General features: G+C 42.5%; 21 protein-coding genes. 13 read left to right on the forward strand and 8 right to left on the reverse strand.

The features are described 5' to 3' along the window. Positions 1-316: 316 nt before the first annotated feature. Complete coding sequence (locus tag JWG45_RS03940; RefSeq protein ID WP_205278484.1) at positions 317-1,618, reverse strand: UvrD-helicase domain-containing protein; 1,302 nt, start codon at positions 1,616-1,618, stop codon at positions 317-319. A 418-nt stretch (positions 1,619-2,036) separates the two neighbouring features. Here JWG45_RS03940 and JWG45_RS03945 point away from each other — a divergent pair, with 418 nt between their 5' ends. From JWG45_RS03945 to JWG45_RS03955, 3 genes are all read left to right on the forward strand, one after another. After that, complete coding sequence (locus tag JWG45_RS03945; RefSeq protein WP_205278485.1) at positions 2,037-2,369, forward strand: hypothetical protein; 333 nt, start codon at positions 2,037-2,039, stop codon at positions 2,367-2,369. A 96-nt stretch (positions 2,370-2,465) separates the two neighbouring features. After that, positions 2,466-3,110: a DedA family protein gene (locus tag JWG45_RS03950; RefSeq protein ID WP_205278486.1), complete on the forward strand. Its 645-nt coding sequence runs from the start codon at positions 2,466-2,468 to the stop codon at positions 3,108-3,110. Between the two features lie 46 nt (positions 3,111-3,156). Continuing rightward, positions 3,157-4,185 (forward strand): hypothetical protein, encoded by a 1,029-nt coding sequence (locus JWG45_RS03955; protein ID WP_205278487.1) that lies wholly within the window; start codon positions 3,157-3,159, stop codon positions 4,183-4,185. Positions 4,186-4,233: 48 nt separating this feature from the next. Here the strand turns inward: JWG45_RS03955 and JWG45_RS03960 are convergent, their stop codons facing one another. After that, a complete protein-coding gene (locus JWG45_RS03960) occupies positions 4,234-5,379 on the reverse strand; it encodes a DUF1577 domain-containing protein (protein ID WP_205278488.1) in 1,146 nt (381 codons plus the stop codon). A gap of 662 nt (positions 5,380-6,041) precedes the next feature. On the opposite strand from JWG45_RS03960, the gene JWG45_RS03965 reads away from it, so the two are divergent. The 5 genes from JWG45_RS03965 (at position 6,042) to JWG45_RS03985 (ending at position 13,692) form a co-directional block, all read left to right on the forward strand. Further along, the gene (locus JWG45_RS03965; protein ID WP_205278489.1) at positions 6,042-6,371 is read left to right on the forward strand and encodes a hypothetical protein; all 330 of its coding nucleotides are present in this window, start codon (positions 6,042-6,044) and stop codon (positions 6,369-6,371) included. Positions 6,372-6,411: 40 nt separating this feature from the next. Further along, positions 6,412-8,640 carry a carbonic anhydrase gene (locus tag JWG45_RS03970; RefSeq protein ID WP_205278490.1) on the forward strand — a complete coding sequence of 743 codons (2,229 nt, stop codon included), beginning with the start codon at positions 6,412-6,414 and terminating at the stop codon, positions 8,638-8,640. 127 nt (positions 8,641-8,767) lie between these two features. Then, positions 8,768-9,151 (forward strand): hypothetical protein, encoded by a 384-nt coding sequence (locus JWG45_RS03975; protein ID WP_205278491.1) that lies wholly within the window; start codon positions 8,768-8,770, stop codon positions 9,149-9,151. A 103-nt stretch (positions 9,152-9,254) separates the two neighbouring features. Continuing rightward, on the forward strand, positions 9,255-10,610 hold the full coding sequence (locus JWG45_RS03980) for a TolC family protein (RefSeq protein WP_205278492.1): 1,356 nt from the start codon (positions 9,255-9,257) through the stop codon (positions 10,608-10,610). After that, on the forward strand, positions 10,576-13,692 hold the full coding sequence (locus JWG45_RS03985) for an efflux RND transporter permease subunit (RefSeq protein WP_205278493.1): 3,117 nt from the start codon (positions 10,576-10,578) through the stop codon (positions 13,690-13,692). Before JWG45_RS03980 ends, JWG45_RS03985 begins: the two co-directional genes overlap by 35 nt. Before the next feature lie 83 nt (positions 13,693-13,775). On the opposite strand, the gene JWG45_RS03990 is transcribed toward JWG45_RS03985, so the two are convergent. Continuing rightward, positions 13,776-14,696, reverse strand: a complete 921-nt coding sequence (locus JWG45_RS03990; protein WP_205278494.1) for a lipase family alpha/beta hydrolase — start codon at positions 14,694-14,696, stop codon at positions 13,776-13,778. 1,041 nt (positions 14,697-15,737) lie between these two features. Between JWG45_RS03990 and JWG45_RS03995 the strand changes: the two genes are divergently transcribed. Further along, positions 15,738-16,256 (forward strand): hypothetical protein, encoded by a 519-nt coding sequence (locus tag JWG45_RS03995; RefSeq protein ID WP_205278495.1) that lies wholly within the window; start codon positions 15,738-15,740, stop codon positions 16,254-16,256. Positions 16,257-16,322: 66 nt separating this feature from the next. On the opposite strand, the gene JWG45_RS04000 is transcribed toward JWG45_RS03995, so the two are convergent. Continuing rightward, positions 16,323-17,216 (reverse strand): hypothetical protein, encoded by an 894-nt coding sequence (locus JWG45_RS04000; RefSeq protein WP_205278496.1) that lies wholly within the window; start codon positions 17,214-17,216, stop codon positions 16,323-16,325. Between the two features lie 99 nt (positions 17,217-17,315). Then, positions 17,316-18,140, reverse strand: coding sequence for a hypothetical protein (locus JWG45_RS04005; RefSeq protein ID WP_205278497.1), 825 nt, complete (start codon positions 18,138-18,140; stop codon positions 17,316-17,318). A 262-nt stretch (positions 18,141-18,402) separates the two neighbouring features. On the opposite strand from JWG45_RS04005, the gene JWG45_RS04010 reads away from it, so the two are divergent. Beyond that, a complete protein-coding gene (locus JWG45_RS04010) occupies positions 18,403-19,626 on the forward strand; it encodes a hypothetical protein (protein ID WP_205278498.1) in 1,224 nt (407 codons plus the stop codon). Between the two features lie 283 nt (positions 19,627-19,909). On the opposite strand, the gene JWG45_RS04015 is transcribed toward JWG45_RS04010, so the two are convergent. Then, positions 19,910-20,731: a hypothetical protein gene (locus JWG45_RS04015; protein ID WP_205278499.1), complete on the reverse strand. Its 822-nt coding sequence runs from the start codon at positions 20,729-20,731 to the stop codon at positions 19,910-19,912. A 395-nt stretch (positions 20,732-21,126) separates the two neighbouring features. Beyond that, entirely contained in the window at positions 21,127-22,200 is a 1,074-nt protein-coding gene (locus tag JWG45_RS04020) for a PA0069 family radical SAM protein (protein ID WP_205278500.1), read from the reverse strand. 440 nt (positions 22,201-22,640) lie between these two features. Here JWG45_RS04020 and JWG45_RS04025 point away from each other — a divergent pair, with 440 nt between their 5' ends. From JWG45_RS04025 to JWG45_RS04035, 3 genes are read left to right on the forward strand one after another with little or no spacing between them, the layout of a single operon-like run. Beyond that, positions 22,641-22,928 (forward strand): metal-sensitive transcriptional regulator, encoded by a 288-nt coding sequence (locus tag JWG45_RS04025; protein WP_205278501.1) that lies wholly within the window; start codon positions 22,641-22,643, stop codon positions 22,926-22,928. 15 nt (positions 22,929-22,943) lie between these two features. Then, the gene (locus tag JWG45_RS04030) at positions 22,944-23,153 is read left to right on the forward strand and encodes a heavy-metal-associated domain-containing protein (protein WP_205278502.1); all 210 of its coding nucleotides are present in this window, start codon (positions 22,944-22,946) and stop codon (positions 23,151-23,153) included. After that, positions 23,150-25,384 (forward strand): heavy metal translocating P-type ATPase, encoded by a 2,235-nt coding sequence (locus JWG45_RS04035; protein WP_205278503.1) that lies wholly within the window; start codon positions 23,150-23,152, stop codon positions 25,382-25,384. The genes JWG45_RS04030 and JWG45_RS04035 overlap by 4 nt, the downstream gene beginning before the upstream one ends. A 104-nt stretch (positions 25,385-25,488) precedes the next feature. Here the strand turns inward: JWG45_RS04035 and JWG45_RS04040 are convergent, their stop codons facing one another. Next, positions 25,489-26,109, reverse strand: coding sequence for a glutathione S-transferase family protein (locus tag JWG45_RS04040; protein WP_205278504.1), 621 nt, complete (start codon positions 26,107-26,109; stop codon positions 25,489-25,491). Between the last annotated feature and the right edge of the window lie 202 nt (positions 26,110-26,311).

Genomic DNA, 26,311 nt, shown 5'->3' on the forward strand with positions numbered 1-26,311 from the left:
GAATCGTCCCGAGAATAGTGGTTTTGTAGGAACTCCTACACGGAATTTTTAACTTGCAAAAAGTGTAATTTTGTGATAGAGGAAAGTCACCCGATTTTTCCCACCTCCGCTCCCCACCACCCAAGATCAGGGTGGGGCGCGCGACTTTTACGGAAGAATTGTCGTAGTTCCGACAGATTCTCTCTGAAGATTCATAGAACTCCTGGGTAAGGTAATGAAAAGCCTGTCGGGCCTCCATCGAAACGATAAAATGTAGGAACTCTTACAAAAATCGATCGTAAGATTTCCAAATAGGATCCAATTGCGAAAAAATAGATCATAGTAGATCCTCAGGATCGATCGTTTTTAATTTTTTAAAATATCGAAAGAATTCGTTTTCGATCGTTTCCCTCCTCGAACTCTTAGCGGCGCCTAACACCAAAAGGCGATCCTCAGCCCTGGAAAGCCCCACATAAAGAATTCTTCTTTCTTCCTCGATCGTTTCCAAGGGAGAATCGGGTCTTGCGTTCCAACCGTCCGAAAGATCTACAAAGACCGTATGAAATTCCAAACCTTTGCTCGCGTGAATCGTCATCAGAAATTCTTCCGGGATTCCTGCTCGTAAGTATTCTCCGATTCTAAAATTGGAGCGGCACAGAATTTTTACTTTTCCTTGAGAAGAGGCAATCGCTCGGATCAAATAGGGTGCGAGGTCAGCGGTTTCTTCCATCGGAATTTTTCCCACCAATGAGTTTCCCTTTCTGAAAGACAGAATCTTCTTTTCGAGGCGATTCCGATTTTTTTGAATCGGTATGTCCGATGCTTGAATGATCTCCGGAAGGGAACGATAGTTTGTGTTTAAAAAATGAATCACGGCTCCTGAAAAGAATTCTTTGAATTTTAAAAACGGTTCAGGTGTGGCTCCGCGAAACGAATAGATACTTTGCGAATCGTCGCCTACAACCGTGATCGAAGCGCTTTCCGATAAACATTGCAGAAACGATAGTTGTTCCAGATCCGTGTCTTGAAATTCATCGACTAGAATTTTCCTAAGATTTTGTTTTGCCGGAAAAGTCCATTCCTCACCGGATTTTAAACCGTTGAGAAAAAGTGTCACCAAGTCCTCGAAATCCAAAAGAGAGTTTTCCTTTTTGTGGAGTGCATAAGAATATTCTAATTCTCTTAACAATTTCGGAAAATTCTCCCTTATATAACTTACGTTTTCGGCCCAAAAAAGTTCGTAAGGAATTCCCCCTACGAGGAATTTTTCTTTTTTTAAAAAATCCCGGTAGAAGATGTTTTTTTCCCCGGGTGAAAGAATTTTGGGTTTTTGTGTTTTAAATCTGGGATGCCACCGACTGAGCGCGTAAAGACAGAAGGCGTGAAAGGTCTGCACTCGAATCGAATCCGATCCGGTCGTTTTTCGAATTCTCTCCGAAATTTCCCTAGCGGCTTTTTTTGTAAAAGTCAGAACCAGGATCGATTCTTCCGGAAATAATTTATCTCTGAGAATCCGTTCCACGATTCCTACCATGGTGCTCGTTTTGCCGGAACCCGCCGCCGCTACGACTTGAACGAATCTCGCGTTTTCTTCGATTACCGTTTTCTGGGCGGCGCTGTATTGAATTTTTGATTTCATCGTTTTCTCCCTTTTTTACGGTTCCCGAAGGAGAACAAAAGAGGGGTGAAATCGTTTCTTTTTTTGGGAAAACGGGTTCCTTGTAACGAGGAAAGTGTTTTGGTAAAGATTCTAAATTCTAAGGAGAAATTTCTTCGGCTCCGGATCGGTGAAATCCATTCCTTTTTTGGATGTGTTTCCCTAAAACTTTTCTAAGGATTTGTCATCGAGATTTTTATTTTATCAGATAAGCTGAATGGAAACAAAAGCAGACTTTATAAATTGGGTTGAATTTTTCGTTTTGTCGAATGGGGGCGAGACGATCTTCAGAAAATCGTTTTGATTTGGAAAAAGGCTGTACTTATAAAAAAAGAAAATCAAAGTGAGGATAGATCGATTCTGATTCGAATGATTCTCCAAAAAAAGGATAAAAGATAGAATGATGACCCAGAGCCCGATCCATATTCTTCCGAGAAAAAGAACTCGGTTTCGTGCGACGGTAGCGTCGATTCTCAATCATAAAAATCCGGAACAATCCAGGATCTTATTGCAGGACATTTGTCTCCTTATCTCCGGAAAACCGATCATCCAATCCCAACTATTTTATCTTTCCCGAAAGTTCGCTTCTATGGATTTGAAATCCGGAAACGAAGTGGAATTTGACGCGAGGATCAAACCGGACCGAAAGGGGCTTTCTTCCAATTCGATCCGTCTGAACTATCCTACCAAGATATTTCGTTATAACCCGGGAAAGGAAAGACTTCTGTTTTAAAGCTTTTACGCGTTTGACTTGCCTGCTTCTTCCGAAATTCTATCCTAAAATATTCAAACACAGTGATCCTAGCTCTTTGAGAGCAAGGGAGGAACCTTGGAAACCCTTAAGTTTTTTCTCGACTTCTTTTTGAACTTAGAAACCCATCTGGACACGATCATTCAGACGTATCAGAGTGGAACCTATGTTATTCTTTTCTTAATCATTTTCGCGGAGACCGGTCTCGTCGTGACTCCGTTTCTACCGGGAGATTCTCTTCTTTTTGCGGTCGGCGCTTTTATCGCAAGGGGCTCTTTGGATCTTACGAGCACTCTTGTTCTCCTGATTATTGCCGCCATTTTGGGCGATACCGTAAATTATTCCGTAGGAAATTTTACCGGTGAAAGGATATTAGAAAAAGAGAAAATTCCACTCATCAAAAAGGAACATTTGCAAAAAGCCCACCGTTTTTACGAAATTTACGGCGGAAAAACGATTATCATCGCACGTTTCATTCCGATTATTAGAACTTTTGCACCCTTTGTCGCGGGAATTGGGACCATGACCTATGTTAAATTTGTTGCATATAATGTGGTCGGTGCGATTTTGTGGATCTCAATTTTTATCTTGGGCGGTTACTTTTTCGGAAACTTGGATTTTGTGAAAAGAAACTTTAAAATCGTTATTTTCGCAATCATTCTCATCTCGGTGATGCCCGCGGTCATCGAGTATCTAAAGGAAAGAAGAAAGGGTAGAATTTAGTTTTTTTTTCGAATCAAAAAGACCCGCCCGGATTTGTAGGTAAGCAGTGAACTTAAAAGAAAGCTTTATTACTAAATTCGCGGCGAGCGTCGTAAAACCGAGATTCGAAATCTGGTTTGCGGTTGTTTTGATTCCTGAAAACAAACAGGCGTTCTGGGTCCGTTATACAACTCTCAACCCAAAGGGCAAATCCGGTCTTTATCCTTCTGCGGTTCTTTGGGCTTCCTTTTTTGATATTCAAAAACCTGAAAATCATCGAACGGCGGTACAAACTTTTCCTTATCAAAAGATTTCAATCGGAGAGGATTCGATCGAATTTCCAGGCGCCTCCGTCGGTCCAGATCACATGAAGGGGGAAATTGTAACCGGAAAAGGAGAAACACTTCGTTGGGATTTTGAATTCAGACATAAACTGGAACCCGCCGGGCATCTTCCCCGTTGGCTGGATCGATCGCCGATTCCTAAAACAAGAAGTATTGTAAGTTCACCCTTTACGGAAGTTTCGGGAATGATTCAATTAAAGAATCAGAAATTTACATTTGAAAAAGGGAATGGACATTTCAATCATATCTGGGGAACGAACCGAGTCGCCGAGTTATTTTGGACCTTTGTTCCCAAATTCGATCAGGATCCTGAAAATTGGTCTTTGGAAATCGTCACGGTTCGTCCACAACCTTTGGCTCCGACCCTGACGTTTGTAACGCTCTTAAAAGACGGGAATCCGATTCATCAGCATTCGTTCTTTCGTTCTTTGAGGAGTAAGACGATCGTATCTTATCCGAAACTTACGTTTCGAACTCGTCTGGACGACTACGAAATTTTTGTGGAAGGAGAGATGGACCCAGTGCAAATCGGTTCTTATAATTATCGGGATCCGGACGGAAGTCCCCGCTATATTGAACAGAGCGATATCGGAAGTGTACGTTGTGTGATTTTACACAAAGGGAAGGAAAGAATTCTTACTTCCAAAAACGGAGCCGGAGTGGAATTTCACGGAATGAAACCCTGGAGAATCGATCACAATTATTTGGATCCTTACAGCGAGGATATCAAGCGGGAACAAGAAGGAAAATGATTCAGAAAGCTCGGTTCTCTTTTAAGAATTAAAACTCATCTCAAATTCTCAGAGCGCTTCTTTATTTAGGAGCGTGACGTTCTTTTCGTAGCGGATCCTTTCTCCGGGCAAGTCCGATTTGCCCGTAAGTTCGATTCCTAAAATCAAATGATCGTTCTCGTCTTTTTTGATCCAACGGATCAATCCGTGAACCGTAAACGGCGCCTGCATACGGAAGAATATGTCGAAAACAAAACCATCCTGTTTTGGTAGGGTTTCGATCAAATGCGCTTGATCGATTTTTACTTTGATTCCACCACGAGAAGCTTCGAGGATTTGAAAACGTTCCGATGTTTTGATCGTATTGGATTCTTTGATTCTTTCCACCATATCTTTCGATAAGATTTTCAGTTCTTCCGCGTATTGTTGTGTAAGGTTTTGTTCCTTACTCTGAATCCAAATATAACCGATCGGAATTTTTTCGTCCGTGTGATTTGTATAAATAATCGGAACTATCAGTTCAGAAAGAATTTTCTGATCTTTAAAACTTTTGAGACAGGACGCGAGATCGTCGTCGATGTCCTTCTCATATTCGAGTCGCCCTGCAGAAGATTTTTTATAAGAATCCGGATCTTGAGTATTTTCTATCAGAAGATATTTCTGGGTTTTTTTGACGATTTCGAATTTGCGATCCAGGCCGGCTTTGAACGTCTCGATTTGGACGATATCTTTGCTCCTTTGTTTGAGACGATTCTTATAATCCTCAAAGTTCACTTTTACGAGAGTCGGAACGTTGAACATATTCGTCTCGATGATCGTTTTGGAGGAAACGACGTTCGTGACGTAGACTTCCCCCGGTTTTACGAGGAAGCGCTGGTGTTCTCTGTTCTTTTTTGCGATCGCTAACTTTTCAACCTTGAGGGTAGCGTGCGATTTTTCCAGTTTTTGGACGAGTACACACTCCAATTGAATGTATTTGGCAAGAATCATAAAGAGAACAAATGAATTTTCTCCGGAAGAACCTTCGGGATTCAGAAGTTGAACCACAATCTTATCCCCTCCTTCCAAAATTTTCTTTATGACAGCCTTTTGATCAAACGGATCTATTTTTAAAGTGAGTTCCTTATCAAAAAGATATTTAGTAATGACGTGATTTTTCTGTTCGATGGAAGTTATAATATCCATCTCCCGTTTTCCTTTTTGTAAATATTCCATAGTCATTGTATCTTCGCTGAATGTGAGAGTTCGATTTTTAACGGATTTTGCAAACGAAAATTTATTTAGTCAAATTATAAAACGATAATGATATTTATGATTGTATCAGAAGACGGATTCTTTTTTCCTAATACTACAGAATTGCATTTCTTCCGTAAGAACGTCCTTTCTTTGGAAAGAAAAAGACTTAGAATTGTCATAAAATAATTTCCAAGAAGACTCAGGAAATCCGAAGGAGTGATTTTGAGGGTTTTAAAAGAAAAATGTTCGATCGAGGAAATTCAAAAGGTGTTTCGTTTCCTAAAAGTTTATCCCAAGATCTTCTAGGCAAACCGCGCCGACGTTCGTTCGTTTCGTAATGGAAAACGCGGGAGTTCCCGCAGATTCGGTTCTTGTAGGCGGTCTACAAACTTTTTCACAAACGGATTCTTGTTCAATTCCGAAGGGAGCTCCTACATTTTAGGTTTAGGACAAACTCTTAAATTCTTTTGAATGAAGGGGATTTTGATCGGAAAGAGGGAATCGATCTGGGAGGAAATTTTCTTCGATTCGGGTAGTCCGTTTTCCGACCATTGAAAAAATGGACACAATTCGGATACGGAACGGTCTAAGCTTCGAGAAAAAGATTTTGATTTTGATTTTAATATTCTAAGATGCGTACATTGAAATCCATAAAACACAGAAAGATCAGCGCCATTCTGAGCATTTTTCTGATTCTCTCCTGTTCGGCTTTGTTGATTCCGATTCTGGATTCCGGAAAAAATGCCTCACCCATTTCCGCCTCGAGCGAAGCCTCGGAAACAAACGAAGGCGAAAAGGAAAAAACTTCCGAGCTGAAATTGGAGGATTTGAATTCTTCCGATGATTCGTTTTTTCTGGGCGCTCCCTTCGAAACCGTTTCTTATTACGACCCTTCCGATTTTATTCTCCCCCAGCTCTATTCTAAAATAGAAAATCCTCCGCCAGAAAAACTCTCCTCTTCTTCGATTTAATCTATTTCGAATAAACCGGTTTTATCCGGTGGGAGTTTTTATGAATTTATTGAATTCTTTTCGCAATGTCTCGTGGAATCACGCGAGGCATGATGTTTCGGCAAGTTTGGTGGTTTTTTTAATCGCTTTGCCTCTTTGTATAGGGATTGCATTTGCTTCCGGCGCTCCGATTCTTTCCGGACTTATCGGTGGAATCGTCGGCGGTTTGGTGGTCTCCTGGATCAGCAAATCACCGTTATCCGTGAGCGGACCGGCCGCCGGTTTGATAGCGATTGTTTTCGATTCGATTCAAACCCTCGGCAGTTTTAACACGTTCCTTTTTGCGCTTTGTGTTGCCGGAATTCTCCAGATCGCATTAGGTTTTTTGAAAGCGGGAATCATCAGCAGCTTTTTCCCTTCATCCGTTGTTAAAGGAATGCTCGCCGCGATCGGAATCGTATTGATCCTGAAACAAATCCCGCACGCAGTCGGTTATGATCAGGACTATATCGGGGATATGGATTTTTTTCAGTTGGATCGGGAGAACACTTTTTCCGAGATCTGGATGGCATTTATCCGTTTTACGCCGGGGGCAATTCTCATATTCGGTGTTTCACTCTCTTTCCTTTTGGTATGGGAAAAATTCGAGCTTCATAAAAAATTCTTAATTCACGGTTCTTTGATCGCGATCATGGCCGGAGTTTTGTTAAATGAAGTATTTCGTATATTCGACTTTTCTTTTGCTGTAGGCCCAGAACATTCGATTCGTCCAATCCGTTTGGACGGTGTTACGGATTTTTTTACGGACGAATTTTACCCTGATTTTACTCAGTGGAATAATCGGATGGCTTATTTGATCGCGGTGAAACTCTGCGTCGTGATGAGTCTTGAAGCCTTGTTCAGCTTGGATGCAATCGAAAAGTCGGATCCGGAAAGAAGAATCGTTTCCAAAAACCGGGAATTGGTGGCGCAAGGAACGGGAAATCTTATCTCGGGGATTCTCGGAGGACTTCCGATTATTTCAGAAGTAATCCGGAGTTCCGCGAATCTACAAGCAGGCGCCAAAACACGATTGTCGGCTTTTTTGCACGGCTTTTTGATTTTTGTCTCTCTCATTCTTATTCCGAACTTGATCTCGAAAATCCCGCTAGCTTCTTTGGCCGCGGTTCTTTTGGTTGTAGGTTATAAACTTACGGATTATAGAATTCTTAAGGCGCAATATAAAAAGGGGACGGATCAGTTTCTTCCTTTTATCGCTACTTTGATCGGAATCGTTTTTACGGATATCCTGATCGGGATCGGAATCGGTTCCGCGTTCGCGATATTCTTTATCATGAGAAGAAACATTCTCAATCCTTACGAGTTTAATAAAAAGGAAAAGGCTTACGGCGTGGAAGTTCGTATCGATCTTTCGGAAGACGTCTCTTTTCTAAATAAATCGAGCATGTTGTATAAACTTGATCAAGTGGCGGACAATTCGCATTTGATCATAGACGGTTCCAAATCCAAGTATATCGATCCTGACGTTTTGGAGATCATTGAAGACTTTAAGATTTCTGCAAGTGCGCGGAACATAAAACTTGAAATCATCGACGTGATTACTCCGTATGAAAAGATCAAAAATCGGCCTTTTGATCTCGTCGCACAACAAGATTATCAAAAACTTTTTGATAATAATCGGATTTGGGTGGAAGAGAAGTTGGCTCAGAATCCGGATTATTTTAAGAATTTGGCCCTTGGTCAAGCTCCCCAGTATTTGCTGATTTCCTGTTCCGATAGTAGAATTTCGGTCAACGAGATGACCGGAACCAGCGCCGGAGAACTTTTCGTTCATAGAAACATCGCCAACCTCGTAATCGATACGGATATGAATTTGATGTCGGTCCTTCAATACTCGGTCGAAGTCCTAAAGGTTAAACACATCGTCGTTTGCGGTCATTACGGTTGCGGCGGCGTTAAAGCAGCGATCGACGGAAAGTATCACGGCCTGATCGACGCTTGGCTACGAAACATCAAACAAGTCTATCGAATGAACCGTAAAGAGCTTGGTTCGATTCTGGATGAAGAAACCAAACACCAACGTTTGGTTGAACTGAACGTGAGAGAACAGGTTTATAATCTTTCGATGACGACGATCGTTCAAAATGCGTGGAGCAAGGGAAGCGAACTACAGCTTCACGGTTGGGTTTATGATATCAAGGAAGGAAAGATTCTCGATCTCAATATCGATATAGATAAAGATTTTCAAGACTACGATATCTTTCGTTATCAATTTGAAACTAAAGTATAAAAGATAATCCTGCAAAAGAGAATGCGAAACGATCTCATCCGATGTCGTTTCCATTCTCGCTAAAGGCCTTAAGTCATAGACTAACTTTTTCCATTGACAAGCGACGAGGCGCAGTAAGCTGTACTCTATGAGTTCGGCAATTTTCAAAATATGGATAGCTCTTACGATACTTTCCATATTTATTTTGATCTTTGATTGCGGACCCGTTTGTGAACTTGATTTTAGACTTGAGGATTCGGCGAAAGGAATCCAGTCTTCATCGCCTTGTCATCAGGAGCAAAATTCCGAAGAGGCTCCCGGTTGTGAATGGGACTTCGGTTCCATCGCACTTTCAGAAACCGATTCCGAATCTTTTAAACTCTTAAAGGAATTTTTTCCTCTTCATTATCGATCCGGAGATTTGCTCTTTTTTTATCTTCCAATTTATTATATTAGGAAATTCTTATTCGATGATTATCAAAAAGATAATATCACTCTTTTGATCTTACCTACCGTTCGTCTCCTTATTTAAGAATTGCTGCGATTCCATTTTCTCCCGAAAAAAGTCTTCACCGCTTCGTGGGTTTGATTTCGAAAAATCGGGAGATCGATTTTTATTTCGAGGAGGTATCTTTATGAAGTTGAAACGGACATGTTTCCTTTTATTCGTTTTTAAACGTAACTTTCAAGATTTTCGGAAAATTCCACTGCAAAGGAATGTTGTTTTTCTTTTTTCATTTTTATTCCTGATCTCGACTTCGTCTTCCATCGATTCCGATTCTTCCAAAGAGTTGGATATCTCGTCTATTCTTAGTTTGGCGGAAAAGAATTCTCCCTTGCTTATTTCACTCAACGCGGATCTGGAAGCCCTTTTTTATCAGAGAAAACAACAGGGGAAAACTCAAAATCCTTCGGTGACGATGGATTACGGACAGAGAACCGCAGCCGGGGAAGTCGGTTCGGAATACGCGATGCAATTCGAGCAGCCGATTTATTTTCCGGGGCGTAAGGAATTACGCCAGCTTTTAGTGGATAACGATTCTCGTATCAAGGAGATTCAATTGTCCGAAGCAATCAACTCGATTCGTTTTAACGCTCTCAAATTCGCTTACCGATATTTAGTTTCCGCGAGTAAAAAAGACCACGTCCAGGAAAGACTTCGAAGGCTTTCTATCATTGAAAGTTATATTCGAGCAAGGCCGTTCATCACTCCTCAAGCGAAAACTGATCTGTTTATCATTCAGAGAAAAATTTTAGCGCTTCGAAAACATTTTAACGATTTAGAATTGGACGCGAATAAACAATACGAAGCGATGAATCTCTACCTTATGTTGGAAACTGCACCATCCGTTAGAATTCCTTTTTTTTCGGAAGGTGTAAGGTTCGATTTTAAAGAACTTCAGGAAAAAGCGGTTTCAAGAAATTTAACACTTTTAGCGGCAAGTAGCGAGATTGATAAGGCAAAAACCGAACTCAATATCGCCAATTTGGAAAAGTATCCGGACTACTCGATTGTCAGTCAGGTTGGAGAGGATCGATCCGGAGTTGCCAATCGATTTTACGACGTCGGTGTTAAGTTTAAACTTCCCGTTTGGGATCAATTTCAGAATAAAGTGTCGGCGGCGGAAACAAATATCAAATCTAAACAGGGGCTTTTTAATCATCAGGAGAATCTCGTAAAAACTTCGTTTAAACAGGCGTTCTTGGATTACGAACAATCAAAGGTTAATCTTAAACTATTTAATCTATCCAAGTTAGACGAAATTGAGCGAGATCTGAATTATGCGGACGTCGAGTTTAGGAAGGGAAGAATTCTGATGATGAGTTATCTGGAGCTTGAAAACCAACTTCACGAAACTCATCACTCGATCCTCGACGCTCAGATCGCCCACGTGGAAGCGCTTTTGAATTTGCTCTACATCTCGAATGAAAAAGAAATTATAGGAACTTTTAAACATGCTGTCCAGACTTTTGAATATCAGCTTAAATAATCCGATTCTTTCGGTCGGAATCATTTTTTTCCTATTTATTTATTCCTTTTTTACGCTTCGTGAAGTTCCTATCGACGCGGTTCCGGATATCACGAACGTTCAGGTTATCGTGACGGTGAAAACCGGATCCTTGGATCCTGAACAGGTCGAGAAAGTGGTAACGTTTCCATTGGAAACGGAACTTATGGGAATGCCGAATTTAATCGACGTTCGATCCGTATCTAAATTCGGACTTTCTAATATATCTCTTGTCTTTAAGGAAGGGACCGATATATATCAGGCGCGGGGAATGGTTCTGGAAAGAATCGCAAGCGCAAAAGAAAAACTTCCGAAAGGAATTTCACCCACGATCGTTCCCAATACGACCGGACTCGGCGAAATTTTCTTTTACACGGTGGAGGCGAAACCGGGTTCTAAGTTAGCCGCTCTTCCTGAAAAGGATCGGCTTCTTTTTTTGAGAACGGTTCAGGATTATACCGTACGTCCGCAGTTAAAAGCTCTTGTACCAGGGATCGTGGAAGTCGATTCCAACGGGGGGTATGAAAAGGAGATCCATATCGATCTCAATCCGCATAAGATGAAAACCTGGGGAATCACAATCGATCAATTGACGAGCGAGTTGACCACGATCGGAGAAAGTTTCGGAGGCGGGTTTATCGAAAACGATGGTAAGGTTGCTATCGTTCGCGCGTATGGAATCAAAAAAAGTTTAGGCTCCTTGTCGCAAGTGACCGTTAGGCGAACCGTTACCGGTCAACCCATCCGAGTTTCCGATATCGCTCAAGTGAACGAGCACGGCAAACAAAGATTAGGCGGAGCGAGCGCCGAGGGGAAGGAAATCGTATTGGGGACCGCGATGATGTTGCGGGGCGAAAATAGTTATCAAGTGAATTTGGATTTGAACCAAGCTATAACTCGTTTGAATCTTCCGGAGGACGTTCAGGTAAAGATTCTATTAGAAAGATCTTTTTTGATTCATTCCACGATTAAGACCGTGTTAACAAATCTGATCGAAGGTGCGATTCTCGTAATTCTAACTTTATTCTTTATTCTGTTTAACATTAAGGCCTCGATCATCGTGGCGATGATCATTCCGGGATCGATGTTGCTTACGGCGATTTTTATGAAATTTTTCGGTATCTCGGCCAACTTGATGAGCTTAGGGGCCATCGATTTCGGATTGCTCGTGGATGCTTCGATCGTAATCACCGAAAACGTTCTCACTCGATTTGAAAGGGAGAGCTACTTAAACAAAGAAGAAAAAATCAAAGCGATCTCTCAGGCTTCTATCGAAGTTTTGAAGCCGGTTTCGTTCGGGGTTGTGGTGATCATGCTCGTTTATCTTCCGATTCTTACGTTGGACGGAATTCCCGGAAGAATGTTTCGACCGATGGCGGAAACGGTTTTGTTGGCGCTGGGATTTAGTTTAATCTTAGCCGTGTTTCTATTGCCTCCGCTTCTTTTCTTTTTTATTTCTCCGACGGGAAATCATAAGGATAAAAAAATCAAAAAGAGTCGTATCGTAGAACTTTATTCGTCTTATCTGCCGCGCCTTTTGGATCAACCGAAGCCGATCGTGATCGGATCGGTTGTGTTCTTTATATTGACTTTATTTATTTATTTTAGAATGGGAACTGTGTTTCTTCCAAAATTGATGGAAGGTGATCTGATGTTGGTCGTTGTGAGAGAAGGGGACATCAGCATCGAAGAAAGTCTGAGAGAACAAAAAGAAGTCGAGAAACTTCTGATGAGCTTTCCCGAAGTTCAGAGCGTTTTTTCAAGAATCGGAACCAGTTCGGTAGCGAACGATCCGATGGGAACATTCAATGCGGATACGTTTATCATTCTAAAAAAGGAGAACATCGCCGACTTACTCAAAGAAAAAAATTGGGTAAAATTTTTAGATCGGATTCACGTTCAAGTTCAGGAACGGTTTCCCAACTCCGAACTCACTCTGAGTCAACCATTGGAGGCTAGGTTCAACGAACTATTGGAGGGGAGTCGTGCGGATATCAGCGTGAGAATTCTCGGAAAAGATCTCAATATTCTTCTGGAGTTGCAGAGTAAACTGAGGGATACTCTGCACAATATTCCCGGCGCAGCGGAAGTCGAGTTGGATCCGATTATGGCTCTGAGAAAATCGAAAGTAATCGATATCACTCCCGATCCGGATAAATTAAAATATTATAATATTTCTCTTCCTGCATTTAACAGCGTAGTGGAATCCTCCATGAGCGGATTCGAGCTCGGAGGATATTACGAAGAAGAAGTCAGATTTCCGATCAAAATTTGGTTATCGGAGGATTTTCGAAATCAGGAATCTGAAATCGCAAACATAGGAGTTGGCACACTCGACGGTGGAATGATTCCGATCAAATTGCTCGCTTCGATTGATAAAAAAGACAAGGTGATGACCATTTCTCGAAATCGTTCCCGAAGATTCGTCGCGGTCTCGGTAAATCTTAGAGGAAGAGATCTGGAAGGTTTTCATACGGAAGCGAAGGAAAAAATTTCGCAGATGGGAATTCCGAAAGGATACACCGTTTTTTGGGGAGGACAGATTGAAAACCTCGCCAATGCAAAGGAAAAACTCGCGATCATTCTACCTTCGACTTTTTTGATGATTTTTGTGGTTTTGTATCTCGGTCTTCGCTCGGTCCGCCAGGCATTGCTCGTATTCTTTTGTGTTCCTTTTGCTCTAACCGGCGGGATTTGGTTTCTTTTTTTGAGGGGAATGGACCTCAGTGTTTCGGCCTTTGTCGGTTGCATCGCGTTATCCGGAATCGCGGTCTTAAACGGACTCGTAAAACTGGATACGATTCATAGAATACGGGAGGAGAAAAAACGATCCGTAAGGGAAGCGGTCTTGGAAGGAGCAACAAGTAGAATTCGACCGGTGATCATGACCGCGCTCGTCGCGTCTTTCGGATTTTTACCGATGGCATTCGGTTCCGGTTTGGGTTCGGAGGTTCAAAAACCTTTGGCGACCGTCGTGATCGGAGGAATAATTTCCTCCACGCTTCTTACACTCGTGATTCTTCCCGTATTTTACTACTGGTTGGAAAAGGGTTCTGAAAATTAGAAAAATGGAATATTCTTTGGAAAGAGAAATGCCGATATTCTTCCCGCAATCTTTCGATTACGGGAAGAAAAGAAGGAAAGTAATTACTGATTACTTTTCGCGTTAGACGCCATCTTTAAAAAGTAGGCGTTTGTATCATACCAAAGTTGACCAAGATACAACGCGTTCGTCGCTTCCAAGTGATCGACGCCGGTTGTCAAAAGAGGAATGGAAGGCCCGCCTTTCCACGTTCCCCATCTTTGAGAAGAATCCGGAACCACACCGTCGTTAGCAATGCTCATTCCGTAAAAAGGAGCTCCGATCGCACAAATTGGGTAGATAATCCCCATCGCCGGGTGTTGAATCAAATCGGGAACCGAGATCGTAGATCCGTAAGAATAATATTTTACTCCGGATACGTTCGGAGCCGCTGCGTTCAGAGCTTTCAAACCGTCGGTTGTAAGAAGTTTTAAAGCCGCAGTCGCGTTCTGGCTCGAATCGCCGTAAACAAATCCTATTACGGTATTGAGCACTGTGGAAACATAAGGAAGAGCCCAGCTCGGAATTACGGTTGCCACGATGTTTGCAACAGGACTTCCTCGGTGAGGTGTATTCAAAGTCGTGAGGGTCGCCACCTTTCCGCTCATAGAAAGATTTGATACCATATAACGAGCATCCAATCCACCTTGAGAATGTCCTATGATATGAACCTTACCGGTGTAGTTGTTTGCGGCCATAGCCGTTAGGATTGCGTTCTTCAATTGTGACGCTCTGTTAGAACTTGAGTTCAGGGCGGTAACGGAAGGTGTGAGAACCGTCGCACCTTGATTTCTTAGATAGGCCGCGTTTCCACCCCAATAATCCACCACTGTGGAACCGTTTCCCCAGCCGAATAGACCGTGAGCTAACACGATCGGATAGGATCCAGAAAGGGGTTTACTGGAAGAACCGCCTCCGGAAGCAGAAAGAACGCTTGTTAGAAAAAAAACAAGCAATACGCTTAAAATTCTCATCACTTTTTTCATTTATATTTACCTCAAGCTCTTTGGAAAGAGCGCAGGACGAAAGATAATAAAGGAGAAACATCGTTCAAGAAAAAAATGTTAAGCGAAGTTGATTCTTGCTGATTTTTATAAAATAACGTACGTTTGTTATATAAAGATCATAAGAAAAATAATGAAATACGAATATTCTTAAAAATGAATACTTAAGCGATCTTTTGATCGAAGAATTTCTGTTATTCCGAAGTGCAAAAGAAATTCCGTGAAGACTCGCACGGGACCAGTAACAGAAGAGTCGATTGAGGGGCATGGAAAAAAAATCCTAAGAAGAATCTGGAATCTACGAAGTCCCCATCCTAACTTTTCAGAATTTCTTACTGATTGTTTTTATGTTCGAAACCGTCTTTCGAACATGAGTTCGAATCAAGCCATAGGGAGCCCATATACAGAGTGTTGGGAGCTTCTAAGCGATCTGAAAGAGGTTTGCTGGAAGGGCCTCTTTTCGACGCGTATGCAAACGTAACGTTTGTTATTAAAAACGCGAGAACCGTTAAGATTCTTAAATTCACTTTTTAATTTTTTAGAATTCTTATATATAAAAAATAGAATATACTCTTTGATGGAGAATCTTGGATCCTAAGCATTGGATCGTTATTGCCAGTGATCTTTGAGAAGTTTTTCCCTTCTTTGTCGATTTGCCTTTGATCTGTTTTTAATTTCTTTTCTTAGGAGACGATATCTTTCGGTCGGTTTTGTCTTGTCTATCCCCTGGGTAATCGTTCAAAGGGAATCGATGAGCCAGGGATTCCCGATCCAAAATTAAGGAATATTTTTATAACTAAGAGCGGACTTTTTTCGAAGTCGCTTTTTCCAAAAATAAAAAAGGATCGACCTTTCCATCCTTGATACATAATCAATGAAGTGTTTCTGAATTAGAGTCGTCTTTTTATTCGGATTCGAATCAGAGTTTCAATTTTTCTTACGCGTCTCCGTTTCGAAGGAAGTGTTTTTTTGAAACAGAAGTAAATTCAGAAATTCTAAAATACCAATGAAAAGGATATTGTTTTGATTTTTTCAACCTCTCTGTTTTTAATTTTAAAATTTGTTCACGTTGCCTTCGGAATTTTTTGGGCAGGCGCCGCCTCCGTGATGGCATTCTTCGTTTTACCGGCCGCGAACGCTTTGGGTCCGGACGGAGGTAAGATGATGCAACAGATCGCCAAAACGAATTCTTATCCGATCGTTTTGAATACCGTGACCTCAGGGACGCTCCTAACCGGTTTTTTGCTCTATTGGAATCTATCGGGAGGTTTTCAACCGGAATGGATTTTTTCGAGATACGGAATTTTGCTCGGAATCGGAGGATTTTTAGGCGTGATCGCTTTTTGTTTCGGTTTATGGATCAATCTTCCCACTGTGAAAAGGATCACCGAGATCGGTCAATTTTTTCAGAAAGCAGCGCCGACTCCCGAGTTGATCGCCGAGTTGGGAAAGTTAAAGAATAAATTTTTGCTTTCTACTCGAGTCATCGCCCTTTGTGTAGGTTCCGGAATTTTGCTTATGGAATTTGCCCGATATCTTTGATCATTTACGATATTTTAGGAAATTCTAATTTTTTCTCCGGCTTTGCGAGGAGAGAGATTTCAAATTTTAAGGACCGCTACAGTCCCTGATTTTTTTCGGATTTTGAATTTTTGGAAGATCGGAAAATGATAAAAATGGATTCGGTTCCATTTTCGTTTGATTCCGATCTGTAGGACTGATTCCTACTGAACCGAAGGAGGTCGGCGGATAAAAACATAGGGGAAACTCTTTCGTTTTTTGAAGAACCGACTTTTCTTTTTGGAGCGTATAAACGGATTCGTTAATTTGAATATAGATTCGATCCGATTGATTCGACCAGCGCAAGCGATACGAAGGAGTTTCCTTCCACTCGAGTAAAGGAACCCGAGCCGTAAGTTGTTGCGAACCTTCCTTGGTTCTTGAAATCCAAAGCAGTTCCGGTTGTAGAAATTCCAAGTCCTCATCGGTAGACGCGGTAATCATAACGACTGAATTTCCGTTCGGAGAAGGGGTGAGTTGTAAAACGACATGGCCCGGCCTTAAATCTTTTGAGATCGAAATTTCTCTTTTCTCGTTTAGATTGAAGGCTCCCGGAATTCTTGCAAAACTTCCGTATTGATCGTCTTTTCCTCCGATCCAATACAAAGCTCCGGTCGCGGAATGATAGTAAACAGTTCCCGGTAAAATCCAGGACGAGAAAGGAATCTCTTCCACCGCTTTCGAAGATCGATCAGGATCAAAGATCCTTATCACAGAACGGTAATTTCTTTTTAGAGTTGTTCCTGAAAGAGGATTCCAAGAATCCTTTTCTTCATATAAAACTTCGGTTTGTACGATTTCCTTTCCCGAAGAGGACCATCCTCTTTCCAAGGATAACGAGGAATTCTTCCAGATCAAAAAAGAACAAGAGGGAAATAAGAAGAACGAAAAAATACAGAACAAATACTTCCGGATTTGATTGGAGAACGTTTTATATGTCATTGGGTTTTTCAAAACGTCGCAAGTTTAAGAATAAGAAACGGAACGGATGACGGCAACCCCGCTCGATAGAGCGGAGCTGCACTCATTACTAAAGTTGAATTATCTCCAACCTTCGTTTTTCAGCTCACTGTGGTTGAGATACAATCCCGAGGACCCAACGGATGGAGCTCTGGTATGTCCTTGAAACTGAGTGTAAGTTACATTCGAGTTAAAAGGCCAGATCCCTTCGCTCTGAGTCAAAGAAGATTGGCATTTGCTCACACCGCCCGCCTTGTTATAAGCGCAGGAAGAATGATAAGCGACAGCATAATCGTCTTCACCCGGCAGAATTGCGGAAGCTCCGAACATTCCCTTATATCCAGGAACTTGGTATACGGTTACTCCCGCGGTGTTGTTGTGGTTATACGCACCTCTCGCAGTGGAAACGATCAAAGACTTGTCCATCGCGTTTCCGCCAAACCCGAAAGTGATTCCGTTGAGAGCCGAAGCGAGTTCGGATCCGCCGGATGCAGCAGCCAGTGCGGTTACTTTTGTGAAATTGTAACCTTTGCTGGAAGCGCTTGCTCCCAAGTTTGCGAGCCAATATTCGGTCACGTAACAACCCGCGCTATGGCAAACGATTTTGCAGGAATTGGATCCTTTGCAATATGTGTTTACCACGGTCGTAAAGTTAGTCTGCGCTCTTGCGGATCCGTAATTTCTCGGATCCGAAGTTCCATCGTAACCAACAAACACCTTTGCTCCGGAAACAGAATTTACGCTGCTTCCCCAGTAATTATTCACATCCACAGTTCCGGTTCCGTTGTGATTCTTATCAGACTTTCCGTGTACGAACACGGTATAAGTTTGAGCGGAAAGAGTTCCCGCTAAAAGAAAAACACAAAGAGCCAGTCCCATCATCAGCTTTGTTTTCAAATTACTCATCTTTTTCACTATTCTCCATTTCTTAGGGGAAAAGAAATTCCTCTCCCGCTCTAAAAGTTTGACTCTTCCAATATTAAGTCAAGTGAAGTATCGAGATTTATAAATAACGAATAAAATAAATAAATATTCTTTAAAGAACACGAATTATAAATAAATACAAATTTGATTGCTCTCCTTCGGAAAGAATTTAGGCTGAACTACGAAAAATAATCCCTTATTTTGCGTTATGTGCTCGTTAGGAGAGGGATAAAAAAAGGAATTCATGAAAATCGGAAACAAGTATGTGATCTATGGAGTGATTGTGTCAACAATCCTGATTCTAACGGCGTTCGTTTTCTGGCCGGAGGAAGGTGGGGCGCCTTGGTTTCAGTCCGATGGCCAAAAGAAAGAAAGGGCTGAAAGAATGGCGAGGAATTCTCCGCCGGGGGGAGCCGGCTCTTCCTTTGATGGAGACAACGGGGGCGGGTCTCTCCAAGATATAGACGATTCCATTCCTATCGAAAGAATATTAGAAGATTATAAAGAATGGTCTCAGTATCCTCCGAGTTCAAGACCGCTTTCCAAATACAACGAGGATTTGATTCGACCTTCTTTTATACAAACGACCGCGATCCCAATGGCGGATAACGCGGATTCTAAAGAACCGAACGGTTACAGTTGTCAGTTACAACCTCTGACCTGGGCCGTGATCGGTTCCCAGGATCAGATGAGAATCGTTTTTGATTGTAAAAACCCCGAAGGAAAAAGAATTCCGATCGAGATCAAAGGTTCTCGGATGTGGAGGGAATTTGACGGAGAGAAGTTTGGAACGTTAAGTCCGGACGTCGGTGACAATGGAGTGAACGGGGACGATATTGCAAAGGATTTGCTCTACACGTTTCAATGGAAGCCGACTCAAAAAGATTGGGGGGACATGATTCTCGAGGTCGATTTTCGTTACGGACCCGGTTATAAAAAAACAGGGAAACTGAATACTTCCTTTTATTCCTCGCCCGGAAAACCCGCCGAATTGAGCGGCGCTTTTTCGGATACGACGAGCGACGGCTCGCTTGTGGTTCGCGTGGGCATCAACGTTTACTCGGCGGGGAATTATCACGTGGAAGCCAATCTCAAACACGCAGAAACGGGAGAATACATCGCTTGGGCGACTTTCGATTCTAAACTCCCTTCCGGTTACGGCGAGGCTGAATTTTTATTCTACGGTAAATTGATTCGAGATTCCGGTTTGGACGGTCCTTATGTTGTGTCGGATATAAGAGGTCACAGAGTCAATCTTGCGGTGGATCCCGAATGGTTTAGTCAAGGGGACGCGGGGCTGAAAAAAATTCAGGCGGCGAAAACTACGGAGCCGGACCGAGAGCTCATTCTCCCGTATAAAGATTTTTTTAAGACGAAGTTTTATGACGTGAAACAGTTCACTTCCAAAATCTGGGATAGCAACGAGAAACAAAGAAGAATCAAGGAACTGGAGAGCATGGAAAGATAATAAAAGGTTAATTTATAAAAATGAAATATATTTTATGTTCGAATCGGGTGGATCGGATCGTTCTTTCTGGTTTGGATCGATCGAAAATTTTTCTTTTGTAATTGGAATCTACGTTTGTCCGTCGAGTCGAAAGTGCGGGATGCGAAGAACGAGATTTATCGGCGAAGAATGATAAAGGCCGTTTTTTTGGAAAGGATTCTCCGAAAGAGTGAATCGTTACGATCAATCCTCACAACTCCGCTCTCGTAAAGAGCGGAGTTTCTTTTTTAAAAGGAAAGTCGAATTATCTCCAACCTTCGTTTTTCAGTTCACTGTGGTTGAGATATAATCCGGAAGCCCCGATGGAAGGAGCTCTGGTATGTCCTTGAAACTGAGTGTAGGTTACATTCGAGTTAAAAGGCCAGACGCCTTCGCTCTGAGTCAAAGAAGGCTGACACTGGCTCACTCCGCCCGCTTTGTTATAAGCGCAGGAAGAATGATAAGCGACAGCGTAGTCGTCTTCCCCCGGCAGAATTAAAGACGCACCGGCCATTCCCTTATATCCGGGAACCTGATATACGGTTACTCCCGCGGTGTTGTTATGGTTATACGCACCTCTTGCAGTGGAAACGATCAGCGCCTTGTCCATTGAATTTCCGGCAAAACCAAAAGTTGCACCGTTCAATGCAGAGGCCAATTCAGATCCGCCCGATGCAGCGGCCAGCGCGGTTACTTTGGTGAGATTGTATCCTTTGCTGGAAGCGCTTGCTCCCAGGTTCGCGAGCCAATATTCGGTTACATAACAACCCGCGCTGTGGCAAACGATTTTGCAGGAATTGGTTCCCTTACAATATGTGTTTACCACGGTCGTAAAGTTAGTCTGCGCTCTTGCAGAACCGTAACTTCTCGGATCCGAAGTTCCGTCATAACCGACGAATACTTTCGCTCCGGAAACCGAATTCACACTTGTTCCCCAGTAGTTGTTTACGTCGGTCGTTCCTGTGCCGTTGTGATTCTTATCGGACTTTCCGTGAACAAACACGGTATAGGTCTGAGCAGAAAGGGATCCTGCCATGAACAGGGCACAAAAAATCAGCCCAATGCTCTTCGTTTTTTTTATTTTCATTCTCTTCACTATTCTCCTGATATATAATTTAGGAAGGAGTCCGCAGCATTGTTCAAAACTTACGCAGGTTTAGTCAAGCTCAAGTGGAATCTTTTTTAAATAACGGATAGAATAAAAACATCCTTCCTATTTTTCATTTTTAAAGTTGAGACGTTTCTATTTTGAGAAGAACGACGTTCGTTAACTGCGGAATTTGTTTCTGCGATTCTGCTCGAAAAGAATTCGTGCTTATCGATCGATGTTCGATCGTAAAAAAATGTCTTTTGATTCTTGTTTTTGTTAAGCGAAGTGGAGAATCGACTTTCTTTTGTTGAATTTTTGTCTTTCGTATCTATAGAGCCACAATGGTTTCTTTCAGATCAAAGTTTAGAAGAATTTCATTTTTATAAAAGAATTCAGAGGCCTGGAAAAAGATTCTCTCCTTTTGTTAAGCGAAGTCGGTGGGTTTCAGGTATTCTGAACAGTTTTTTGTTTAAGGACATCGAATCTTCGAGTTGTAATCGCTTTCTCGAGAATCGAAACCGCTTCCAGAGCATTTCGGCATACGGTCCCGTTCCGATCATCCTGCTTGAATAAGCGGAATCGTAGAGTTTACCTCCCCGAGCTTGTCGAATTAATTTTTCTATCTTTTCCTTTTTGAGAGGATAATTCTTCTCCAACCAATCCAAAAAGAGAGGCGCGACTTCGAACGGGAGTCTCAAAAAGACCATTCCTGCGGATCTGGCCCCGGATTCCTTTGCGGATTGAAGAATGGTTTCGAGTTCGTTGTCGTTTAATCCGGGGATCATCGGTGCGGCCATAACTCCGGTAGGAACTCCCGCTTCCGCGAGTTTACGGATCGTTTCGAGTCTTCTTTCCGGGCTGGCGGTTCTCGGTTCCATTTTTTTCCAGAGTTCGGAATTCAAAGTTGTTACGCTGATGTAAACTTTCGCTAAATTCTGAGATGCCAATTTTTCCAAAAGGTCCAAGTCTCGAATGATCAGAGATGATTTTGTGATCATCGCAACGGGTTGTCTAAATTCCCAAAAAACTTTTAGGAGTTCCCGCGTGATTTCCAATTTTCTTTCCATTGGTTGATAAATATCCGTAACTCCTGCGAGCTGAATCGTTCGAACTTCCCCTTTTTGTTTCGCGAGATACTTTCTCAGAAGTTCGGGTGCATTTCTTTTGGCAAAAATCTTGGTTTCAAAATCGATTCCCGGAGAAAGATCCACGTAAGCGTGATTGGGTCGTGCATAGCAGTAGATACATCCGTGTTCGCATCCTCTGTAAGGATTGATGGAGCGGGTAAAACCGAGATCCGGACAGTCGTTTTCGGTTACGATTGTTTTTGCATGTTCTTCCAGGAGAATCGTTTTGGGGGAGAGGAATTCGTTCGGATCTTCCGCGTTTTTTTCCCGGGAAATCGTTTCAAACCGTCCCGAGATTTTTGATTCCGTCCCCCGGTTGATTTTACTTGATCCTAACATCTTGTCTCGAACTTGAGAATATTCCCGTCGCATAATAAGTAAACAAAAATTAAGTAATCTATAGTTTGAAAAGATTGAAAAATCGGAGAATTGAGAGTGGCGATTTCTTCCCAATTAGAACCGGTTCAGGGGCCGGGGCGGATCGCTTTGCTTACTTCGCGTGAGGAGAGAATGGAACTTTGTCGAACCCTAGGCTGTGGTCGATATTTCTCACTCCTTTCGTAATAAGCAAGAATCAAAACCTATGTCGTATCCGGAGAAAAAGGTTTAGAGTTGGATACGGAGCATCGGCTTTTGGGAAGAATCCAACCTTTCCGTATCGCCGAATTTTTTCGAAGTCTGTATTTTTAAAAAAAGTCCCTGATATATTTTTTTATCGAACGAGATTTTTTTCCTGATTTTTTATAAAAATACGTCTATAGTATAGGGGGGTATGGTATATGAAACCGAAACTAAAGCTGCATACGGATCCTAAGGTTAAAGGAAGTTTATCCTTGAGGCTCAAAAAAATAGAAGGGCAAATCCGAGGAATCCAAGGTATGATCGAAAGGGAGGAATATTGTGACGACGTTCTCAATCAACTCTCTTCCGCTAAATCCGCTCTGGACGGAGTCGCCAAAACCCTTCTTAAAAGCCATATTGAAACTTGTGTCGTGGAAAGAATTAAGGGAAATGATCCCGAGATCTTAAACGAGTTTATGACCACCGTGGACCGTATTCTTAAATAAACCTGGAGGAGAATTATGAAAGAAATCAAATTAGCGGTAGAAGGGATGACTTGCAATCACTGTCAGCATACGATCGAATCGGCGTTAAAAGACATCGGGTTTTCATCCAAAGCGAGCTTTGTAAATAAGGAAGTCGTTTATCAAGGAGAAGGGACCGAAGATGAATTGACTAAAGTTAGAGCCGCGATCTTAGAAGAAGGTTACAATCCGGGTGTTGTCAAATGAGCGCGCCCGTGTTAACGGAATCTTCCGATTCCGCAATTACCCTGGATCTGATCGGAATGACTTGCGCCAACTGTGCTCTTCGCATCGAGAAAGGTTTAAAAAAAGTTCCCGGCGTTAAGGACGCTAGAGTCAACTTCGCAATGGAAACCGCAAAGGTGGAATTTTCCTCTCTGGTTTCGGAGGAAGTTTTATTGGACAAAGTGGATTCTCTCGGATACAGAGCGCTCATTCACGAAGACATCGTCGTCAACGGAGAAGCCGAAAAAGCTCACGAAAAGGAATTTAAAAAACTTAAGTTTAAACTTTTAACTTCCGCATTGTTTTCAGCCCCTTTGCTTTTGGCCATGGTCGGACACTTTGGAGAAAACAAACTTTCTGAATATTTGCATTTCCTAATGAACCCTTGGCTTCAGTTTGCACTGGCTACTCCGGTTCAGTTTTGGATCGGTTCCTCATTTTATTTGGGGGCCTTTCGGTCCCTTCGAAACGGCGGAGCGAACATGGACGTTCTCGTCGCTCTGGGAACGTCTGCGGCGTATTTTTACAGCTTGAAACAGTCGTTTCTTTCATTGAAGGAACACTTTCACGGAGATATCTTTCTCTACTACGAAACTTCCGCCGTTCTGATCACACTTATATTGTTCGGAAAATTCTTAGAACATCTCGCAAGGGGAAAATCTTCCAAAGCGATTCAATCCTTGGCCGGACTCCAACCGAAAACCGCAAACATCATTCGCGAAGAAGAAATCCAGGAGATCCCTCTGGCCGCGGTGAGAGTGGGGGATTTGCTCCTTGTAAAAGCCGGAGAAACGATTCCAGTGGACGGGCTCGTCGAAGAAGGAAGTTCTTCCATCGACGAATCGATGTTAACCGGTGAAAGTATTCCGGTAGAAAAAACGATCGGCAGCTTTTTGTTCGGGGGTTCGCTTAACAAAAACGGAGTTCTTAAACTCAGGGCTTCTAAGGTGGGAAAAGACACCCTTTTGTCCGGAATCGTAAGGGTGGTGCAAGAAGCGCAAGGATCGAGGGCGCCGATTCAAAGGATCGCGGATCGTATTTCGGGAGTTTTTGTTCCGATCGTGATCGTTATCGCGGCCTTTACTTTTTCTCTCTGGTATTTTTGGCTGGAGCCTGGTGTTTTTTCAGGAGCTTTAGAAAAGGCGATTGCGGTCCTTGTGATTGCGTGTCCTTGCGCCCTGGGTTTGGCGACTCCGGTTTCGATTCTTGCAGGTTCGGGTAAAGCCGCCACTCAAGGAATTCTGTTTCGGACCGCAGAAGCATTAGAAATTGCTCATAAAGTGAATACCGTGGTTTTTGATAAAACGGGAACCTTGACACACGGAAAGCCGATTCTTAAGAAAATCGACGTCTTAAAGTCGGGTGACGAGAACCAACTTCTTTTACTCGCGGGCTCTGCGGAACAAAACTCAGAACATCCTCTTTCAAAAGCAATCGTCGATTCCGCAAAACTCAAAGGACTGACACTACCGATTCCTGAAAAATTTGAGACCATTCCCGGAGGAGGAGTTTTTGCGGTTGTGAATTCGAAGGAAGTTCTTTTGGGAACGGATCGCCTCTTTCGAGAAAGGGGGATCGATCTGGATTCTAACCTTCTGAATTTAAAAACACAAAGAGAAGCCGAGGGCGCGACCGTCGTTCACCTCGGCGTGGATGGAATTCACAGTGCCGTTTTTTCACTCGCGGATACGGTCAAAGAATCCACTCCCGCTTCGGTCGCTAGATTGAAGGCTCTGGGTATGGAAGTCTATATGATCACCGGAGATAATAAAAGGACAGCAAATGCGGTTGCAAATGTTTGCGGAATCGATCATGTCCTTTCTGAAATTCTCCCGGAAGGGAAGGCGGAGGAAGTGAAAAAGCTGATGGATTCCGGGAAGGTGGTTGCGATGGTAGGCGACGGGATTAACGATGCACCTGCATTAGCGGTTTCTAATTTAGGAATTGCGATGGGAACCGGGACCGACGTTGCTATGGAGTCTTCGGACGTTGTCATCATGAACGGAGATCTTGCTTCGATTGCGAACGCTTTTCTTATGAGTCGAAGAACGGTTTACAATATCCGTCAAAATCTTTTTTGGGCATTGGTATACAACGCGCTCGGAATTCCTTTTGCCGCGGCCGGTTTTTTGGCGCCTTGGATCGCCGGCGGAGCGATGGCATTTAGTTCCGTCTCCGTGGTTCTTAACGCTCTTAGGTTGCAAAGAAAGTAAATTAAGAAAAAAGAATATTCCCGGTATCGGAATTACGATCCCGGGAATATTCTTAGGTTTTCTAAAAAGTTAAAATCGCTGATTTCGCAAACAAAGCAGATCGATTATTTTAAAGCTCCGTCCATCCATTCCTTGTAAGAATAGAGACCGCTGATAGTGGCGATGTAAGAATTTGCAGTAGAATTTAGATCGATTCCGTATGTGAGAAAACGCCCAACCACCGGTGCGTAAAATGCATCGGCGATTCCGAACTGTTTCCCGAAAAGAAACGGTCCTTTGAAAGTATCTAGACATTCCTTCCAAATGGATTCGATTCTTCGAATGTCCTTCCAGGCTTCTTCCGGAAACGATCTTCCATGCAATTTTTCGGCGAGGTTCATCGAAAGATTCTTTCTAAGATCGGTGAATCCTGAATGCATTTCCGATACGATCGATCTCGCGAACGCTCTTGCCGCCTTTTCTTTCGGCCAGAGATTTTTTTCGGGAAAAGTTTCTGCTATGTATTCAACGATGCTCAAGGTGTCCCAGACCTTAAGATTTCCGTCCACGAGAACGGGTACTTTGCCCGCATTCGAATACAGTTTGATCTTTTCAAAAAATTCCGGTGTGTTTAATACAAGTGAAATTTCCGTAAAGGGAATTTTACTTTCTTTTAATAGAATCCAAGGACGCAAGGACCAAGAAGAGAATTTTTTATCGCCGATTACGAGTTGAAGGTCTGCCATAAAACCAAACTCCTGGAACTGAAGAATCTTGAAAATTGAAATTCTTTTGTTCTAAGATTCTGAATGAAAGCAAAATATTCTTTTAGAAGACATTGTTTAATTTGTAAGAAAATTTCCATTCTATGATCCAAGACTTACGGATCCTAGGAAATTTTCGTGCAGTCCGGTACGTCGTTCGCCGACTTCGGGAAACATTTGGAAA

The organism is Leptospira ainlahdjerensis (genome assembly GCF_016919175.1).
Lineage (GTDB): Bacteria > Spirochaetota > Leptospiria > Leptospirales > Leptospiraceae > Leptospira > Leptospira ainlahdjerensis.